Source organism: Nocardia sp. NBC_00511 (genome assembly GCF_045161165.1).
In the GTDB taxonomy this organism is placed as follows: Bacteria; Actinomycetota; Actinomycetes; order Mycobacteriales; family Mycobacteriaceae; genus Nocardia.
Genome location: NZ_CP107849.1, coordinates 8,501,279 through 8,519,751, shown reverse-complemented (window position 1 = coordinate 8,519,751; position 18,473 = coordinate 8,501,279). Strand labels below are relative to the sequence as shown.

Here is an 18,473-nt window from a genome sequence, read left to right as displayed (position 1 = left end):
GCGGCGCACGACCTTCGTGCGCCGCCCGTTCGCATGTGCCCCCACGACTCACCGCGTCGCAGCTCAGCCCTTGACAAATTTTTTGTCCGAGGCAGGCTGATGCCGTGCTCGAAGTCGCAGTGATCGAAGAAGCCGCCGCCGCGGAGGCGTCGCTGGACCCCATCCGGTCCCGCATCCTCGCCGCGCTGGCCGAACCCGGCTCGGCCGCCATGCTGGCGGGACGGCTGGGTCTACCGCGGCAGAAGATCAACTACCACCTCAAGGAGCTCGAGCGGCACGGCCTGGTCGAGCTCGAGGAAGAGCGACGCAAGGGCAATCTGACCGAGCGGGTCTATCGCGCCACCGCCGCGTCCTACGTGATCTCCCCCAGCGCCCTGTCCGCCGTCAGCCCCGACCCCGCACGCTCCCCCGACCAACTCTCGGCGCGCTGGCTGCTGGCCCTCGGCGCTCGGCTCGTGCAGGAGGTGGGCGCACTGCTCACCGGCGCGCAGCGTGCCAAGCAGCGGGTCGCCACCTTCGGAATCGACGCCGAGGTGCGGTTCGCCTCCGCGGGAGATCGAGCCGCCTTCGCCGAGGAACTCTCGCAGGCCGTGGCCACACTGGTCGGGCGATACCACGACGAATCCGCCGCCGGGGGACGCACGCACCGCGTCGTGGTGGGCCTGCACCAGATACCCACCACGCTCACCACCGCACCAGACACCGACACCGAATCCGATGCCGCACAGGAGAATCGAGCATGAGCCACCCGTTCGAGATCGAGTTGGAGACCACCCTCCCGGCCACAGGGAGTTTCCGGCGAGGTGGTCTGGGCCGACGATGAGCGGTTCGCGCTGCGCGCCTCCGACGGCCTGTACGCCTTCCACCACACCCCCACCGGCCTGGCCCTGATGTTCCACCACCTCTTCGCCTCGAATACCGACGGGGCCGAAACCGCTTGGCAGCAGTGGCTTTCCACGCTGCTCGGCTGACCGACGATTCCATTCCACAGACCGAATCACACCAAAAGGAGATTCCCATGCGCACTCTGATCACCTCCGCCTTCATCTCGGCCGACGGCGTCGTGGAAGGTCCCGGCGGCGAGCCCGGCTACCGCAACTCCGGCTGGACCTTCAAGGACATCGAATTCGTCCCGGACGCTTACGCACTCAAGGGCCAGGAGCAGAAGGAAGCCTCCGCCATGCTGCTGGGCCGCGTCAGCTACCAGGCGTTCAGCCCGGTCTGGCCGGACATGGAGGACTTCGCCGACTACAAGCTCATGCCCAAGTACGTCGTCTCCACCACCCTCACCGACGCGGACCTGGTGGGCAACTGGGGCGAGACGACCATCCTGCGCTCGGTCGAGGATGTGGCCGCGCTCAAGGAGACCGAGGGCGGGCCGATCATCATCCACGGCAGCGCGTCGCTGAACCGCGACCTGTCCGACGCGGGCCTCGTCGACCGCTACCACCTGCTGGTGTTCCCGCTGCTGCTGGGCGCGGGCAAGCGCCTGTTCAGCGGTACCGACAAGGACGCGCAGCAGCTGCGGCTGGTCGAATCCGAGGTGTACTCCAACGGGATTCAGAAGAACATCTTCGACGTCGTGCGCTGACGGGTCCTATCTGGGGACGCCGGTCGAGAACACCGTGTCGATCAGGCGGCTGAAGCGGACCGTGAGGGCCTCGGGCGATTCCTCGGGATGCGCCCGGGCCCAGGCCATGATGGCGTCGGTGGTTGCGGTCCAGATCTTGGCCAGGGCGTCGATGTCCTGCTCGTCGGTGTCCCCGAGGGCCCCGAGGAACAGGCGGACACCGGCGAGGGCGTGATCGGCGATGCGCGTGCGGTACTCGCGGGACAGCGGCGTCTCGGGCGCGGTCGGGTCGTGGATGATGCGCCACGCGGTGCGGTCCGGGCCCAGGGTTTCGAAGATGCCGCGCAGTGCGTTGGCGGGGACGGCGAACGGCCGGGCGTCATCGGCCATCTCCCGGTCCAGGCGCTCGAGCAAGGGTTCGCCGACGGCGGCAAGGCACTCGCCGTAAAGCCGGTCCTTCGAGGTGAAGTGCTGGTAGACAAGGGCTTTCGAGACACCGGCGGTGGTGGCCACCGACGCCATGGAGACCGCATCGAAGCCACGGTCGGCGAAGGCGCGCAGGGCCACCGTGAGCAGTTCGTGGCGGCGATCGTCGGAGGGCATTCCCTTGGTTCCCAGACCTGCGGCCGTTGACATGGATTCGAACTTACCTTACGGTCACTTCCATCGATGTGACCACAGGGTCACTTCGTGGATCCGAGAGGTACGCGGGCATGTCCCTGTGGGAACAGATCAATCAACCGGTGTCCTATGCGATCCCGTTCTTCGTGCTCGCCATGGTGCTCGAGATCGCCGCCCTGCGCGGGCACGACGACGACCGCAAGGGCTACGACAAGGTCGATGCGCGCTCGAGCCTGCTCATGGGCGCGGTATCCGTATTCATCAGTGGGGCAGCCAAATTCGGGGCGCTGCTGGTCTACGCGGTGCTGTACGTGCACGCGCCGTGGCACATCGATCCGCGCAATCCGCTGTCCTGGGTCGCGGTCATGCTGGGCGTGGATCTGCTCTGGTACTGCTACCACCGAATCTCGCATCGGGTCCGGCTGATCTGGGCCGCACACCAGGTGCACCACAACAGCCAGTACTTCAATTACGCGACGGCGTTGCGGCAGAAGTGGAATCCGTGGTTCGAGCTGATGTTCTGGCTGCCGCTGCCGCTGCTCGGCGTACCCCCGTGGATGATCTTCACCGCCTGGTCGTTCAACCTGGTCTACCAGTTCTGGGTGCACACCGAGGCCATCGGCAAGCTGCCGCGCTGGTTCGAGTTCGTGTTCAACACGCCCTCGCACCACCGCGTGCACCATGCCAGCGATCAGGAGTATCTGGACCGCAACTACGGCGGCATCCTCATCCTCTGGGATCGCGTGTTCGGCACCTTCCGGGCCGAAACCTTCCGTCCCACCTACGGACTCACCAAGAACATCGAGAGCGCCAATCTGCTGACTCTTCAGTACTACCAATTCGGCGAACTGTGGCGCGATCTGCGCTCGACCCGGCGTGCGCGCCACTGGCTCGGCTACACCTTCGGCCCGCCCGGCTGGCGGCCGGAACCCATGGCCGCGAACACCATCCACAGCAGCAGCCCCACCGCGGTCGCCGCCACCCCGATCCAGCAGACCAGCGACCAGCCACCCGCCTGATACGCGAGGCCCGCGGTCACCGAACCGGCGACGCCGCCCAGGAAGTAGGTCACCATGTACGCCGTGGTCAACCGGCTGCGCGCCGCCGGATCGAGGGTGTAGATCGCGCTCTGATTGGTGAGATGCGCGCCCTGGATACCGAAGTCGAACACCAGCAGCGCCGCGATCAAGGCGAGCACCGAATGCCCGCCCCAGGCCAGCAGCGCCCAACTCGCCAGCAGCACAACCCAGGTCAGCGTGGTGACCTGACGCAGCAGGCCCCGATCGGCCCAGCGCCCGACCACCGGCGCGCCCAGTGCGCCCAGCACTCCGGCCAGGCCGAAGAGCCCGATGGTGAACTCCGAGTAGTGATATCCGCTGCCGTGCGCGCCGGACAGCAGGAACGCGATGGCCGTCCACACCGCCGAGAAGCACGCCATCAGAATGAATCCCAGCGCCATCCGGTGCCGCAGTACCGGATGCACCCGGATCAGCGCCAGAATCGAGGCGAGCACCTCCGGGTATCGTTCCCCGGTCGCCGCGCGCGGGGTGGCGGGCGCGAGCAGATACACGCTGATCGCCATCACCACCTGTAGTCCGGCGGCCACCAGCAGCACCGTGCGCCAGCCGCCGAGTTGCGCGACCGCGCCGGACATCACCCGCGACAACAGGATTCCCAGCAGCAGCCCGCTCATCACGGTGCCGACCACCTGGCCGCGGCGTTCCGGTTCGGCCAGCGCCGAGGCCCACGGCACCACCACCTGCGCCGCCGAGGCCGCGACGCCGGTGGCCACCACGCCCGCGAACAGCACCCAGAAATTGGGCGCGACCGCCGAAATCAGCAGCGCCACAACGGATGCCGCGAGCAAGGCCGGGACCATGCGATGCCGTCGCAGGAAATCACCCAGCGGGACCAGGAAAGCCAGACCGCACAGGTAGCCGATCTGCGCGGCGCTGACCAGCAGGGCCGCGGTGGCCGTCGAGATGCCGAGGTCTCCTGCGACATCGTGCAGCAGCGGTTGCAGGTAGTAGTTGCCCGCCGCCGAGGACCCCGCCGTCACGGCGAAGACGAGCACGGTGACGCGACTGAGCGCGGGAGTGGACGCGGCGGGCGTGGCGGCTGGCTCGATGCCGGGCGTCGCGGGCTCCCGCTCGTCCCGAATCGCCAGGTCGTCGCCGGTAATCGAATCAATCACCTCATCATGGTGAACCCGCATCCGGATCAATGGAAGCGATGCTTTTCGATACTGCTATCTATGGTTTCGATACCAGCGCTAGGCTCGGGCGCATGGAGATGCGTCAGATCGAATGCTTCCTCGCCTGCTCCGAGCAGCGGTCGTTCACCGCGGCCGCGCGGGCGTTGAATCTGGTGCAGTCCGCGGTGTCCACCAGCGTCGGCAAGCTCGAGCACGAGCTCGGGGTCCGGCTCTTCGATCGCACACCGCGCAGTCTCGAGCTCACCGAGGCCGGGCAGGCCATGATCGCTCCGGCCCGGGCGCTGCTGCGGGCGCGCCGCGACATCGTCGACGCGGTCGACGCCACCCGCGGCGAGATCCGGGGCGAGGTCGTCGTCGGCAACCTGATGAACATCCACAATGTGGATCTCGCGGGCGCCATCGCCGACCTGCACCGGCGGTTCCCCGGCGTGACATTGCAGATGCGGCAGAGCATTTCGGGGATGGCGGGCAATCTCGCGGGGTTGCGCGACAACAGCCTGGAGCTGGCATTGCTGGCCGGGCTCACCGACGAGATCCCCGGCATCACCACGTATCTCATCACCGAGGAGACGCTGGTGCTGTGCATGAGCGTAGATCATCCGTTGGCGGGCAAGGCGATTCGCGCCGCCGATCTGCATGGCGAGCGGTATATCGACTACCCGCCGGGCTGGGGTATTCGCGGCATCGCGGAGGAGCTCTTCCCGACCCGGCGACCGGTGATCGAGGTGGCCGATCAGACCTTCGCGCTCGAGCTGGCCGCCAAGGGCTTCGGCGTAGCCCTGGTCCCACTATCGGTGGCGCGCCTCTCCCCCGAGGTACCCCGCGCGGAGTTCACCCCGCATCCGCTGCCGTGGAAACTGTCGGTGGGCCACGATGCCCGGCGCACGCCGTCCCACGCCGCCCGCCGGGTGATCGAGGCACTGACCAGCAGCCACGAAGCACGGTAGAAAAGATTTCGAAGTTTTTCCGTCATGGATGTCGAGAACGGTCGAGCGGCTCCGTCCCAGGGGTACGAGCAGCCGAAAGGGCCGCACACCGATGAAGGAGCGACCGTCATGCAACAGCACGAGATCACCGAGATCCTGAACCGTCCGATCAGCCGGGAACTGCTGGCCCGCGATCTGCTGCGGATGGCCTACGTCGCCAAGGACGGGACGCCCCGCAACATCCCGATCGCGTTCACCTGGAACGGTTCGGAGATCGTCGTGTGCACCACGAAGAACGCGCCGAAGCTGCACTCGCTGCGGCACAACCCGCAGGTCGCGTTGACGATCGACACCGAGGTGCACCCGCCGAAGATCCTGCTGCTGCGCGGCCGCGTCGAATTGGATGTGGTGGACGGCATTCCGGAGGAGTACCTGCAGATGAACGGCACTTACGACATGAGCGCCGAGCAGCGGGTCGAGTGGGAGGCCGAAGTGCGTTCGCTCTACGACGGGATGGTGCGGATCGTCATCACCCCGACCTGGGTGAAGCTCATCGACTTCGACGCCACCCTGCCCAGCGCGGTGGAGGAACTGGTCCGGCAGCGGGCCGAACGTCAGCACGCCTGAGATCCCTTACCAACCGAGGAGCACATCATGGCCAAATACCTGCTGCTCAAGCACTATCGGGGCGCGCCCGCACCGACCAACGACGTGCCGATGGACCGGTGGACGCCGGATGAGATCACCGCCCACATGCGGTACATGGACGATTTCGCCGCACGGCTCGAGGCCACCGGCGAGTACGTGGAGAGCCAGGCGCTGTCCCCGCAGGGCACCTTCGTCCGCTCCGACGGCGCGGGCCGTCCGCCGGTCACCGACGGCCCGTTCGCGGAGACCAAGGACCTGATCGCCGGGTGGATGATCATCGACGTCGAAACCTACGAGCGCGCACTGGAAGTCGCCGCCGAACTGTCCGCCGCGCCGGGCGCGGACGGCAAGCCGATCCAGGAGTGGCTGGAGATCCGCCCGTTCTTCACCGCCTGCCACACGGTCACCGAGTGAACGAGTCGCTGCTGCGCGATCTCGTCCCCGCGGTGCTCGGTGTCCTCGTCCGCCGCGGCGCGGACTTCGCCGCGGCCGAGGACGCCGTGCAGGAAGCCCTCATCCGCGCACTGGAAATCTGGCCCGACGATCCACCCCGCGACCCCAAGGCCTGGCTCGTCACCACCGCCTGGCACAAGTTCCTCGACGCCACTCGCGCCGAAACCTCCCGGCGCGGAAGAGAACTCACGTCCGACATCGAACCGGAGCCGGGCCCGGTCCCCGCCACCGACGACAGCCTGTGGCTGTACTTCCTCTGCGCCCACCCCGCCCTGGCCCCCGGCTCGGCCGTCGCCCTCACCCTGCGCGCGGTAGGAGGCCTCACCACCCGCCAGATAGCCACCGCCTATCTGGTCCCCGAAGCCACCATGGCGCAACGCATTTCCCGCGCCAAACGCCGCATCACCGGCGAACCCCTAAACCGCCCCGGCCACCTCCCCACCGTCCTACGCGTCCTCTACCTGGTATTCAACGAGGGCTACGGCGGCAACCTGGACCTGGCCGCCGAAGCCATCCGCCTCACCCGCCAACTGTCCTCCGCCACAACAGATCCCGAAGTCTCCGGCCTCCTCGCCCTGATGCTCCTGCACCACGCCCGCCGCCCGTCGCGCACCACCCCCGACGGCCGCCTGATCCCCCTCGCCGACCAAGACCGATCCCGATGGGACACCACCCTCATCGCAGAAGGCGTGACGATCCTCCAATCCGCCCTGTCCCGAGACCAACTCGGCGAATACCAGGCCCAAGCCGCGATCGCCGCCCTCCACGCCGACGCCCCCACCACCGCAGAAACCGACTGGGTCCAAATAGTCGAGTGGTACGACGAACTCCTACGCCTCACCCCCACCCCCATAGTCCAACTCAACCGCGCCGTAGCAATAGGCGAGGCCGACGGCCCCCGAGCCGGCCTAGCCGCCCTCTCCCCCCTCGACCCAACCCTCCCCCGCCACACCGCATCCCGCGCCTACCTCCACGAACGCGCCGGTGACCTGGACCAGGCCGCCTCCCTCTACGCCCAAGCCGCCCAATCCGCCACCACCCTCCCCGAACGCGACCACCTAACGCGCCAAGCCGCCCGAATCCGCCATTCCCTCCGGCCCTGAGCTCCTGGCCTCCATCCACCTCGCCCAGCGGTATCCTTACTTCGGGGCTCGAGTAAGGAGAAATCATGGACGCGGTCGCTCGTTTGACATCCAAGGGCCAGCTAACGGTGCCCAAGGCGATCCGGGACGCGCTCGAACTGCACGTCGGCGACAACGTGTTCTTTCGCGTCGAGGGTCAGGTCGTGGTGCTGGCCCGCACTCCTGACCTGCTGGAACTGGCTGGAAGCGTGCCGGTACCGCCCGCCGCTCGCGGACGGTCCTGGGAGGAGATCCGCGCGGCGGCCTGGGCGGCGCAGTGGGAAGACGGTGGAGAGTGACGGTCTACCTGGACACGAATATCCTCATCCGCCACCTCACCCAGGACCCCCCTGACATGGGGAAGCGGGCGACCGCGTTTCTCGCACAATCTGATTCACTGCATCTTCCGGACCTGATCCTGGCCGAAACTGTCTACGTCCTACAGAGCGTCTACCAGGTAGCAAGACCACAGGTCGCCGCTTTGGCCCGCGCACTCGTCAGTTCGCGGAACATCACGACCGGCGATCCCGCGCTGCTGATTCGAACCATCGACGTCTACGAGCACTACCGACTCTCGTTCGCCGACGCCTACCTGGTCGCACTCGCAGAAGCCACACCAGCATCGTGCATCGCATCATTCGACAAGGGCATCGGCAAAGTCGAGACAATAGTCCGCATCGAGCCCTGATCAGGCGATGAGGTCGGGGCTGAGGTAGGTGTCGACCTTGCTGTTGCCCCAGTCGACTCGCATTTCCGCCTTGTAGTCGTGGCCGGTGGTGGGGTTGGACAGGACTGCGGGGCGGTAGTCGATTTGGCCGCTGCCGCAGCGGAAGTCCTTGGTGAAGACGGGGACGCCGCCCGCTTGGGCCGAGTAGTCCCACAGCATCAGGTGGATGGTGCAGGTGCCGGTCGTGTAATTGGTGTGGCCGGCGTAGGCGATGTTGCCGGTGTCCATGCCGATGCAGACATTGGCGTAGCCGGGGCCTTGGCAGCCGCCACCGCTGGCGGCCTGCGCCGGTTCACCGGCGGCCACCATGGCCGCCGTGGTGGCGATGAGGCCGCACAGTATCGCGGCGGTTCGTTTGGTCAGAGAATTCGCCATTGTTCTACTTCCCGAATTGATTTGGATTGATCCGTCACAAATGTAGGGCGCGCGGAGCAGGGGGAGCGATCCGCTTTCCGCAGGGTTCAGCCGGATTGCGCAGGTATTTTTCCGGGGTGGTCGTCGTCGATGGCGGTCGAGGTCGAATAGGTCGCGGTGGGCCTCGGAGGCTTCCCATGGTGAGTCCAGCACGAGGGCCAGTTCGATCGACCGGCGCAGGTAGTCGCGGGCGGTGGGGGTGTCCGCGGCGATCGCCGCGTAGTGCCGCAATCCCCACAGCCGACTTCCGTGGTTGCCCCGCGAATGCCATTCGGCCATAGTCGTTTCGAACCATTCGACGGTGTCTGAAGTAGACGGGTATTCGAGAACGGGCTGCACGATTGCCGGGGGTTGGGTAGACCGATCCCGGGCTTGGATTTCGTACAGGACATTCGACTGGCCTTGGCGGGAACCCAGCGCCTCGTACACGATCAGAGCTCGGTCCAGTAGACGAAGGGCCGCCGTCGAGTCGGTCGACAGGCGGTGCAGCACACCGAGTTCGAGCAGCACGCCTGCCGCGTCATGGAAGTCTCGCAACCCGGTGTAGTAGGTCAGTGCGGCGGTCATCGCCTGTTCCGCCTCGGCGTATCGCACTTGCTGGCGGTACAGGATGCCGAGTTGCAGCAGCGTGTGCGCTTGGCCGCGGCGGCTCTGGAGACGTCGATAGCCGTCGAGTGCGACACTCAGCTGATCGAATGCCTCCGAATGTTCGAGGGCTATCCGATGCACGGTGCCCAGATAAGAGCGGCAGTTCATTTCCGCCAGTGGATTGGCGCCCTTCGAGGCCGCTTCAAAAGCAACACCGAATGACACTGCGGCCCATTCATATTCCCCGATGATCCGTTCGATCACCCCACGGCGAAACAGCGTGCCCATTCGGCCATCGAGGCCGGTGGTCCAGGGCGGGGTTGTAGGAAAATGGCGGTCGACCAGTGGGGGATGCGCCATCTCGAACGGCAGTATCGAATTCGGCCTGCGGTCGATGCACGGTGGAATGCCGGGCTTCTCGTCTTGTCCGGTCCGCCGCCTGGATCGACGATCATCGAGCGCACGCCGTCGCAGGTCCCGCAGCCGACGCGCGACACCGGGCGACACACCCAGCAGTTCGACGAAACGCTCGAGCACATCCTCAGGAATCAAGGTCTCCCCGTTGAGGTAGGCGTACACGCTGCGCAGCGATACCGACAGCTGATGCGCGAGAGCATGTTTCGAGACAGCCGAGCCGCGACGACCGGCCGCGCTCACTTCGGCCCGCAACGCGCCGCTCACCTGCTCGGTCGCGGTGGGCCCCGATTCGACCAGGTAGCGCATCACCTCATCGTCCGCGTCCATAACGCCTTCCACCGCGATCGCGCGCCCGCCGGGCGTGCAGCTTCTTGCAGAGATACCGAAAGTTGATCGTAGGCCGCCGCCGGAAGCTCGAAAATGGATGTTGCCGAATCCGGAGAGAATCGGAATCGACTGCGCTACTGCATGATTCGGCACGCGTGCTTCGCGATGCACAGCAGCCGATCGACCGTCACGACCAGGAGACACGCTATGGCGGCCAGCAACGAACGACCGAGCCCGCCGGGATCGGTGGTGCCGTCACTTCCATGGCGATTCAACACTCGGACACCGGATCTCGACGAGGCGAGCGCGCAGGGCACCGAGGCGTACTACCCACTGCGGATGAGCGTGCTGAGCCGGGGCGACAAGTTCAGGATGTCGATCGACGCGATGCAACTCGGGCCGATCATGCTGGGAGACTGCCTGTTCGACGCGGACATCCGGATGGAGTTCGCCGACCTGCGCACGTTCTATCACCTCAATATCCCGCTGTCGGGGCACCTGGACTCCCAGCACCGCGGACACGAGGTCACGGCGACACCGCGACAGGCGGTGCTGTACGGGCCGACCGGGAACATTCTGCTGAGCCACTGGGGCGCAGGCAGCCGCATCCTGTGCATCAAGATCCGGCGAGATGCCTTGGAGGCGGAGCTGACTCGCCTGCTGCAGCGGGCCGTCCGCACGCCGATCAGGCTGGGTCCGACGGTGGATCTGACCGACGGCTACGGTCGCAGCCTACGCCTGCTGGCCCGCCTGCTCGCCGAGCAGGTCCGGGTCGACGACCCCCTGACCAGGCAGGAACTCATCGGCGCGGAGCTGTGGCACAGTCTGCTCGCCCATCTGCTGGCGGCCGCGGATCACGACCTCCGCGACGAACTGCTCCATCCCGCCACCCGGTGCCGCCCGCGAGCTGTCGTCCGAGTCATCGACGCTATGCAGGCCGAACCACAGACCGTCTTCACCGCAGCCCGTCTCGCCGAGATCGCGGGCGTCAGCGTCCGCTCCGTGCAAACCGCTTTTCAGGCCCATGTCGGCGTGCCGCCGATGGCCTACCTGCGCAACCTGCGACTGGAACGGGTGCACGCGGAGCTCGTCGCCTCGGAATCGGCCCGCACCAATGTCACCAACGTCGCGATTAGATGGGGCTTCACGCACCCGGGGCGATTCGCACAGGCCTACATGCAACGCTACGGAACCCTTCCGTCCCAAACCCTGTCGCGTTCTGCGCCGGGCTGAGTCAGCGTGGCCGAGGAGCTCGCGACGCACCCGGCGAACCAGCCTGGGCTCCGATACGGCATGGATGGCGACTGGTGCCATTGACCCCTGCGGTTCCCCGGCCGGATGATGACGCCGGATATCGGTGCGAGGAAGGGGACACCTTGACCAATTGGCTGCTGCTGCGCGGTCTCACCCGGGACCAGCGGCATTGGGGGAACTTTCACGACGAGTTGGCCGCGCGGTTGGGGGTCGAGGTCGTGACGATCGATCCGCCGGGGTTCGGGACGCAGAACGGCCGGGTGTCGCCCCGGTCCATCTCCGGCATCACCGACGATCTGCGGGGGCGGTTCGATCGTGGTGACGACTCATGGTCGCTGCTCGGGATCTCGCTGGGCGGCATGCTGGCCATGAACTGGGTGCACCGGTACCCGGAGGACTTCGAACGGTGCGTAGTGGTGAATACCGGTGCGCCTGCGGTGTTTCGGCCGCATCAGATGCAGTTCGGACTGATGTCGCTGATTGCCGGAAAGCGATTCCGGTCGCTGGACGCGCACGAGGCCGCCGCACTGAAACTGACCAGCAACCGCCCGCCGGAGCAGTTGGCGGAACTCTCCACGACGTGGGCGCAGTATCAGCGGGAAGCCGCGCCACTCGACGCGAGCGTGCTGGCGCAGGTCGCCGCGGCCGCCACCTTCCGACTGCCCACGCGAATCCCGGTGCCCCTGTTGGTACTCGCCTCGAAGGGCGACCGCCTGGCGGACCACCACATGTCGGAACGGATCGCCGCCCGCTTCGACGCGCCCCTGCGGCTGCACCCGGACGCGGGCCACGACCTGACACTCGACGACGGCCCCTGGGTCTGCGACCAGATCACCAACTGGCTGGCCCACGCGAAATAGCCTGGGCTCAGCCGAGTTCCGGTCGCGGTGCGCCGAATTTCGGTGGGGCGGTGACGGTCAGGGGCGGGAGCGAGGCGGTGTAGGGCTCGATCTCCACGAGGGAGAGCTGCCCTGTGCAACCCTGGCTGAGCCGGGAGGCGCCGCGATCGTTGGTCACGGCATTGGGGTTTCCGTGACGACAGAAGGTGGGGTCCTGCGGATCCGGGTCGTACCAGGCTCCGGTGGAGAGCTGGGCCACGCCCGGACGAACGGCCTCGCTGAGTTCGACGCCCGCCAGGCAGCTACCCCGGTTGTTGAAGATGCGGACCACGTCCCCGGGCCGGATGCCGCGCGCCTCGGCGTCGGCGGGGTGCAGGCGGACCGGTTCGCGGTCGGCGATCTTCACCGACCGACTGTGGTCGCCGATGTCGAGTTGGCTGTGCAGTTTGGTGCGAGGTTGGTTGGCTACCAACTGGATCGGGAATTCGGCGGCTACGGGGCTGCCGAGCCATTCCTCGGGTTCACGCCAGACCGGATGGCCCGGGCAGTCGTCGTAGCCGAAGCCGTCGATGGTCTCGGAGAAGATCTCGATGCGGCCGCTCGGCGTATGGAGCGGGTGCGCGACGGGGTCGGCGCGGAAGTCGGCGAAGGCGACGTGTTCGGCGGCCTGCATCGGTAGTTCGATGGGATCGCCGGACCAGAAGGCGTCGAATTCGGGGAGGGCGTGCCCCTGCCCGGAGAGCCGCTGCTGCCATTCGTCGTAGAGGTGGCGCAGCCATTCCGGCGCGGTGCGACCTTCGGTGAATTCCTTGTACACACCGAGTCTTTCGGCGAGTCCCGCGAAAATCGTGTAGTCGTCGCGGGATTCGGCATGCGGCTCGGTGAGAGCGGGCATGGGGAAGAAGACCCGGTCACCTTCGCCGCAGCCGTAGTCGTCGCGCTCGATCGTCATGGTGGACGGGAGCACGATGTCGGCGTGGCGGGCGGTGGCCGACCAGAACGGGTCGTGGACGACCACGGTGTCGGGGCGGGAGAACGCTTCTCGCAGACGCGACAGGTTCTGATGGTGGTGGAACGGATTGCCGCCCGCCCAGTAGACCAGCCGGATATCGGGATATGTGCGCTGCTCGCCGTTGTATTCGTAGGGCCCGCCCGGATTCAGCAGCATATCGGCGATGCGGGCCACCGGAATGTAGTCGGTGACCGGGTTGAGGCCCTGCGACAGCCGCGGCGGTGAGGTGAGGCGCACGGCCAGACCGACATTCGCGGCCGATCCGTAGCCGTGGCCGAAACCGCCACCGGGCAAGCCGATCTGGCCGAGCATGGCGGCCAGCACCACACCGAGCCACAGCGGCTGTTCACCGTAGCGGGCCCGCTGTAGCGACCAGCTCACCGTGATCAGCGTGCGGGTGGCGGCCATCTCACGGGCCAGCTCCCGAATCCGTTGCGCCGGAACACCGGTGAGCGCGGCCGCCCACTCGGGATCCTTCACCACGCCGTCGACCTCACCGCGCAGGTAGCGGGCGAATCGCTCGAACCCGACGGTGTGGGAGTCGAGAAACCCCTTGTCCGCCAGCCCTTCCGAATCCAGTACCTGGGCCAGCGCCAGCATGAGCGCGGCATCGCTGCCGGGTCGCGGCGCGATCCATTCGGCCTGCGCCTCCCCCGGGGTGTCGTCGCGCAGCGGGCTCACCGTGACGAACCGGCACCCATTGCGGCGCGCGTCGCCGATCCAGCCGCGCGTATTGTGCCGCGACACCCCGCCCGGCGATACCGCGGAGTTCTTCGGCGACAGCCCGCCGAATGCCACCACCAGCCGAGAATGCCGCGCCAGCACCGATTTCGTGGTCGCGCGCGCCATGATGGTGCCCATATCGGCGAGGATGTGCGGCAGCAGCACCGTGGACGCGCCCAGGCTGTAGCTGTTGCGGTGCGCCACATACCCGCCCAGGCAGTTCAGGAACCGATGCACCTGACTCTGCGCGTGATGGAAGCGTCCGGCACTGGCCCACCCGTAGGAGCCGCCGTACACCGCCTCGGCACCGAATTCCCGGTACACCCTGGACAATTCACCGGACAGCAGGTCCAGCGCGGTCTCCCAGGAGACCGGCACGAACTCCTCGCTGCCGCGCGCGCCGGGTCCGGGTCCGTGCTCGAGCCAGCCCCGGCGGATGTAGGGCTGGTCGATGCGGGTCGGATGGTGTTGCGCCGAGGCGACATTCGCGATGAGCGGGGTGGGCTCCGGATCGCCGCGCCAGGGCCGCACCTCGGTCAGCCGGGTGCCGTCACTGTCCGCCTCGAACGCTCCCCAGTGGGTGAGATGCGTGGCCACTCGGCCAACCCTACGCCGCCACACCGACACCCATCGACCCGCCGAGCGGCCCCGGGTCTCGACTCGGCCGGTGTCACCGGGCATGCTGAAGGTTGCGCTTCCGGTAACTGTGAGTACGCTCATTTCTGAGTCCACTCAGTTTTCAGCTCGGTGTTGGAGGTGTTCGATGGCCGTTTCCCCCGCTGCGGTGCAGGTCGGCCGACGCCAGCGCAAGATGCACGACAAGCAGTCACGCATCTTCGAGGCGGCGGCGACGCTGTTTGCTGAATCCGGCTTCGAAGGCGTCACCACCCAGCAGATCTCCGATCGCGCGGATATCGCGGCGGGCACCCTGTTCCGCTACGCGGCCTCCAAGGGCGAACTGCTGCTGATGGTCTACAACGAGCAATTGCGCACGGCCATCGATGCCGGAGCCGTCGCGGCCCGCACCGAGCCGGACCCGGCCGCCGCGGTCTGCGCCATGGTCGCCCCGGTATTGCTCGCGGCCGAGCAGCGGCCCGAGAACACCGCGATCTATCAGCGCGAACTACTGTTCGGCTCCCCCACCGAGTGCTATCGCGCGGAAGGCCTCGCCCTGGTCGCGCGGCTGGAGTCGGCGATCGCCGACCGGCTCGCCGCCGAGGCCCGGAACCTGGCGCCCGAGCACCTCGCCGAGCATGCCCGCCGCGCGGGCCGCAGCGTCTTCGCCGTCCTGCACCTGGCCCTGGTCCAGCCCTCGACCGGGGCGCATCCCGATCACGACGCCCTGGCCGACCTCCGGGGGCAGATCGACCAGATCGTCGCAGGTTTCCTCATATCCCTAGGGAGGCAATGAGTTATGAGCATCCAGATCCGCCGGGTGACCGTCCTGGGCACCGGCGTCCTCGGTTCGCAGATCGCGTTCCAGTCCGCGTTCCGCGGCTTCGACGTCACCGCCTACGACATCAGTGCGGACGCGCTCAGCGCCGCGCGCGGGCGCTTGGACAAGCTCGCCGCGATCTATCGCGATCAGGTGCCCGGCGGCGGTGACGGCAAGGCGGAGGCCACCGCGGCCGGTATCGCGCTGAATTCCGATCTGGGCGAGGCGGTCCGAGACGCCGACCTGGTGATCGAGGCGGTTCCGGAGGTGCTCACCATCAAGCGCGACACCTACGAGAAGCTCGGCGAGCTCGCGCCCGAGCGCACCATCTTCGCGACCAATTCCTCCACCCTGCTGCCCAGCGACATCAAGGATTTCACCGGCCGCCCCGACCGGTTCCTGGCGCTGCACTTCGCGAATCAGGTGTGGCACTTCAACACCGCCGAGATCATGGGCACCGCCGACACCGATCCGGCCGTCTATCAGGCGGTGGTGGACTTCGCGACCGCCATCGGCATGGTGCCGATCGAATTGCACCGGGAGAAGGCGGGTTACGTCCTCAACTCGCTGCTGGTGCCGCTGCTGGACGCGGCGATGAACCTGGCCGAGGGCGGTTTCGCGGACCCCGAGGCCGTCGACAAGACCTGGCGCATCGGCACCGGCGCGCCCGCGGGCCCGTTCCAGATTCTCGACATCATCGGCCTGACCACGCCCTACAACATCATGGTCAACGGTGATGCCACCTCGAAGCGAATCGCCGAGTGGCTCAAGGAGAACTACATCGACAAGGGCAAGCTCGGCATCGCCACCGGAGAGGGGTTCTACAAGTACTGAGCCGGAAACGCACAGCAGCACAAGCACTTCGAACCGAACCGGACAGGAGATCGCATGTACTACAGCAGCGGCAACTACGAGGCCTTCGCCCGACCCCGCAAACCGGCGGGTGTGGAGAACAAGACGGCCTGGTTCGTCGGATCCGGTCTGGCCTCCCTGTCGGGTGCGGCCTTCCTGATCCGCGACGGTCAGCTGCCCGGCGACAAGATCACCATCCTGGAAGAGCTGAAACTGCCCGGCGGCGCGCTCGACGGCATCAAAGCGCCCAAGAAGGGCTTCGTGATTCGCGGCGGCCGCGAGATGGAGAACCACTTCGAATGCCTGTGGGACCTCTTCCGCACCATCCCCTCGATGGAGGTCGACGGCAGCGTGCTCGACGAGTTCTACTGGCTCAACAAGGACGACCCGAACTTCTCGCTGGAGCGCGCCACCGTGAACCAGGGCCAGAGCGCGCAGACCAAGAACCTCTTCACTCTCGACGACAAGGCCCAGAAGGACGTCACCAAGATCTTCCTCGCCACCCGTGAGGAGATGGAGGGCAAGCGCATCAACGAGGTCTTCTCGAAGAACTTCTTCGAGAGCAACTTCTGGATGTACTGGCGCACCATGTTCGCCTTCGAGGACTGGCACAGCGCGCTCGAGATGAAGCTGTACCTGCACCGGTTCGTGCACCACATCGGCGGCCTGCCGGACTTCTCGGCGCTCAAGTTCACCAAGTACAACCAGTACGAATCGCTGGTGCTGCCGCTGTATCGCTGGCTGCTCGATCACGGCGTCACCTTCAAGTTCGACACCACCGTCACCGACGTCGACTTCGACCTGAGCGCGAAACGCAAGCAGGCCACCAGGATTCACTGGGTCTCCGAGGGCGTCGAGGGCGGCGCCGATCTGGGCCCGGATGATCTGCTGCTGATGACCATCGGCTCGCTGACCGAGAACTCCGACGAGGGCGACCACCACACCCCGGCCAAGCTCAACGAGGGCCCGGCCCCGGCGTGGGACCTGTGGCGGCGAATCGCGGCCAAGGACAAGGCTTTCGGCAACCCCGACGTCTTCGGCAGTCACATCCCGGAGACCAAGTGGGAATCGGCGACCGTCACCACCCTGGATGCCCGTATCCCCGAATACGTTCAGAAGATCTGCAAGCGGGATCCCTTCAGCGGCAAGGTCGTCACCGGCGGCATCGTCACCGTGAAGGACTCGTCGTGGCTGCTGAGCTGGACGGTCAACCGGCAGCCGCACTTCAAGGCACAGCCCAAGGATCAGATCGTGGTCTGGGTCTATTCGCTGTTCCCCGACAAGCCGGGCGATTTCGTGAACAAGACCATGCAGGAGTGCACCGGCGAGGAGATCACCCAGGAGTGGCTGTATCACCTGGGCGTCCCGGAGGCCGACATCCCCGAGCTGGCCGCCTCCGGCGCCAAGACGGTGCCGGTGATGATGCCCTACGTGACCGCGTTCTTCATGCCGCGCAAGGCCGGTGACCGTCCGGACGTGGTCCCGGAGGGCGCGGTGAACTTCGCGTTCATCGGCCAGTTCGCCGAGACCAGCCGCGACTGCATCTTCACCACCGAGTACTCGGTGCGCACCGGCATGGAGGCGGCCTACCGCCTGCTCGATATCGAACGCGGTGTCCCGGAGGTCTTCAACTCGACCTACGACGTACGCAGCCTGCTGGCGGCCATGACCCGGCTGCGCGACGGCGACCCGGTCAGCCTGCCCGGCCCGGACCTGCTGTGGCGCGGCCTGGCCCAGCGGCTGGGCAACAACGAGATCGGCGAACTGCTCACCCAGTACGGCGTGCTCGGCAAGTAGCGACCCGTTTTCGTGCGGGCCCTGTCCTCGGACCGGGCCCGCGCGCTACGGTGTTATGCAACGAGTTGACTATGCAAGGAGGCACCTATGCACCCGTTCCGTAAGGCCGTCGAGGCCCGCGACCACGCCGCGATCGAGGCGCTGCTGGCCGACAATGTGGTGTTCACCAGCCCGGTCGCCTTCAAGCCGTACCCGGGCAAGGCCATCACCGCCGCCATCCTGCGCGGCGTCATGCGGGTGTTCGAGGACTTCCAATACGTGCGTGAGATCGGTGCGCCCGACGCCGCCGACCACGCCCTGGTGTTCGAGACCACCGTGAACGGCAAGCGGCTCAACGGTTGCGACTTCCTGCATTTCGACGCCGACGGCAAGATCGACGAATTCACCGTCATGGTCCGCCCACTCTCGGCCGCGCAGGCCCTCGCCGAGGCCATGGCCGCCCAGTTCGAGCAGATCTCCCGCGAGGCCGCCGAGCAGCTGACCCGCGAAGCGGCGCAGTAATTCGAACGGTAGGCAGCGGGCGCGTGAACGCCC

19 protein-coding genes and 2 pseudogenes are annotated in these 18,473 nt (G+C 66.8%); 16 read left to right on the top strand and 5 right to left on the bottom strand.

The window, feature by feature from the left end; genetic code table 11:
• Positions 1-104 precede the first annotated feature (104 nt).
• The 3 genes from OG300_RS39500 to OG300_RS39490 are packed head-to-tail and all read left to right on the top strand — an operon-like array spanning position 105 to position 1,591.
• Entirely contained in the window at positions 105-743 is a 639-nt protein-coding gene (locus OG300_RS39500; RefSeq protein ID WP_405490113.1) for an ArsR/SmtB family transcription factor, read from the top strand.
• Between the two features lie 60 nt (positions 744-803).
• Positions 804-971: a hypothetical protein gene (locus OG300_RS39495; RefSeq protein ID WP_405490109.1), complete on the top strand. Its 168-nt coding sequence runs from the start codon at positions 804-806 to the stop codon at positions 969-971.
• A gap of 47 nt (positions 972-1,018) precedes the next feature.
• Positions 1,019-1,591, top strand: a complete 573-nt coding sequence (locus tag OG300_RS39490) for a dihydrofolate reductase family protein (protein WP_405490107.1) — start codon at positions 1,019-1,021, stop codon at positions 1,589-1,591.
• Positions 1,592-1,597: 6 nt separating this feature from the next.
• Here OG300_RS39490 and OG300_RS39485 read toward each other — a convergent pair whose 3' ends face one another.
• Positions 1,598-2,206 carry a TetR/AcrR family transcriptional regulator gene (locus OG300_RS39485; protein WP_405490105.1) on the bottom strand — a complete coding sequence of 203 codons (609 nt, stop codon included), beginning with the start codon at positions 2,204-2,206 and terminating at the stop codon, positions 1,598-1,600.
• Between the two features lie 77 nt (positions 2,207-2,283).
• Between OG300_RS39485 and OG300_RS39480 the strand changes: the two genes are divergently transcribed.
• Positions 2,284-3,210, top strand: a complete 927-nt coding sequence (locus OG300_RS39480) for a sterol desaturase family protein (RefSeq protein ID WP_405490103.1) — start codon at positions 2,284-2,286, stop codon at positions 3,208-3,210.
• Positions 3,211-3,245: 35 nt separating this feature from the next.
• Here the strand turns inward: OG300_RS39480 and OG300_RS39475 are convergent.
• A pseudogene (locus OG300_RS39475) lies at positions 3,246-4,406 on the bottom strand (MFS transporter); the annotation flags it as partial.
• A gap of 71 nt (positions 4,407-4,477) precedes the next feature.
• On the opposite strand from OG300_RS39475, the gene OG300_RS39470 reads away from it, so the two are divergent.
• The 6 genes from OG300_RS39470 (at position 4,478) to OG300_RS39445 (ending at position 8,242) form a co-directional block, all read left to right on the top strand.
• Positions 4,478-5,353, top strand: a complete 876-nt coding sequence (locus tag OG300_RS39470) for a LysR family transcriptional regulator (RefSeq protein ID WP_405490101.1) — start codon at positions 4,478-4,480, stop codon at positions 5,351-5,353.
• Between the two features lie 108 nt (positions 5,354-5,461).
• Complete coding sequence (locus OG300_RS39465) at positions 5,462-5,959, top strand: pyridoxamine 5'-phosphate oxidase family protein (RefSeq protein ID WP_405490099.1); 498 nt, start codon at positions 5,462-5,464, stop codon at positions 5,957-5,959.
• A gap of 27 nt (positions 5,960-5,986) precedes the next feature.
• Positions 5,987-6,394: a YciI family protein gene (locus OG300_RS39460; protein WP_405490097.1), complete on the top strand. Its 408-nt coding sequence runs from the start codon at positions 5,987-5,989 to the stop codon at positions 6,392-6,394.
• Positions 6,391-7,536 (top strand): RNA polymerase sigma factor, encoded by a 1,146-nt coding sequence (locus OG300_RS39455; RefSeq protein ID WP_405490095.1) that lies wholly within the window; start codon positions 6,391-6,393, stop codon positions 7,534-7,536. Before OG300_RS39460 ends, OG300_RS39455 begins: the two co-directional genes overlap by 4 nt.
• A gap of 65 nt (positions 7,537-7,601) precedes the next feature.
• A complete protein-coding gene (locus OG300_RS39450) occupies positions 7,602-7,853 on the top strand; it encodes an AbrB/MazE/SpoVT family DNA-binding domain-containing protein (protein ID WP_405490093.1) in 252 nt (83 codons plus the stop codon).
• On the top strand, positions 7,850-8,242 hold the full coding sequence (locus OG300_RS39445) for a PIN domain-containing protein (RefSeq protein ID WP_405490091.1): 393 nt from the start codon (positions 7,850-7,852) through the stop codon (positions 8,240-8,242). The genes OG300_RS39450 and OG300_RS39445 overlap by 4 nt, the downstream gene beginning before the upstream one ends.
• On the opposite strand, the gene OG300_RS39440 is transcribed toward OG300_RS39445, so the two are convergent.
• Together OG300_RS39440 and OG300_RS39435 are read right to left on the bottom strand one after the other, a co-directional pair.
• Complete coding sequence (locus OG300_RS39440; protein ID WP_405498881.1) at positions 8,243-9,571, bottom strand: tetratricopeptide repeat protein; 1,329 nt, start codon at positions 9,569-9,571, stop codon at positions 8,243-8,245.
• A 255-nt stretch (positions 9,572-9,826) separates the two neighbouring features.
• Positions 9,827-10,006 (bottom strand): annotated as a pseudogene (locus OG300_RS39435) (hypothetical protein); the annotation flags it as partial.
• A gap of 228 nt (positions 10,007-10,234) precedes the next feature.
• Between OG300_RS39435 and OG300_RS39430 the strand changes: the two are divergent.
• Positions 10,235-11,260 carry an AraC family transcriptional regulator gene (locus OG300_RS39430; RefSeq protein ID WP_405490089.1) on the top strand — a complete coding sequence of 342 codons (1,026 nt, stop codon included), beginning with the start codon at positions 10,235-10,237 and terminating at the stop codon, positions 11,258-11,260.
• 143 nt (positions 11,261-11,403) lie between these two features.
• Positions 11,404-12,141, top strand: a complete 738-nt coding sequence (locus OG300_RS39425) for an alpha/beta fold hydrolase (protein WP_405490087.1) — start codon at positions 11,404-11,406, stop codon at positions 12,139-12,141.
• A 7-nt stretch (positions 12,142-12,148) separates the two neighbouring features.
• On the opposite strand, the gene OG300_RS39420 is transcribed toward OG300_RS39425, so the two are convergent.
• The gene (locus OG300_RS39420; RefSeq protein ID WP_405490085.1) at positions 12,149-14,452 is read right to left on the bottom strand and encodes a molybdopterin guanine dinucleotide-containing S/N-oxide reductase; all 2,304 of its coding nucleotides are present in this window, start codon (positions 14,450-14,452) and stop codon (positions 12,149-12,151) included.
• Positions 14,453-14,618: 166 nt separating this feature from the next.
• Here OG300_RS39420 and OG300_RS39415 point away from each other — a divergent pair, with 166 nt between their 5' ends.
• From OG300_RS39415 to OG300_RS39400, 4 genes are all read left to right on the top strand, one after another.
• Positions 14,619-15,266, top strand: a complete 648-nt coding sequence (locus OG300_RS39415) for a TetR/AcrR family transcriptional regulator (protein WP_405490083.1) — start codon at positions 14,619-14,621, stop codon at positions 15,264-15,266.
• Positions 15,267-15,269: 3 nt separating this feature from the next.
• On the top strand, positions 15,270-16,124 hold the full coding sequence (locus OG300_RS39410; RefSeq protein WP_405490081.1) for a 3-hydroxyacyl-CoA dehydrogenase: 855 nt from the start codon (positions 15,270-15,272) through the stop codon (positions 16,122-16,124).
• 54 nt (positions 16,125-16,178) lie between these two features.
• The gene (locus OG300_RS39405) at positions 16,179-17,939 is read left to right on the top strand and encodes an oleate hydratase (RefSeq protein ID WP_405490079.1); all 1,761 of its coding nucleotides are present in this window, start codon (positions 16,179-16,181) and stop codon (positions 17,937-17,939) included.
• An 87-nt stretch (positions 17,940-18,026) separates the two neighbouring features.
• Positions 18,027-18,440 carry a nuclear transport factor 2 family protein gene (locus tag OG300_RS39400; RefSeq protein ID WP_405490077.1) on the top strand — a complete coding sequence of 138 codons (414 nt, stop codon included), beginning with the start codon at positions 18,027-18,029 and terminating at the stop codon, positions 18,438-18,440.
• The last annotated feature ends 33 nt before the right edge of the window (positions 18,441-18,473 follow it).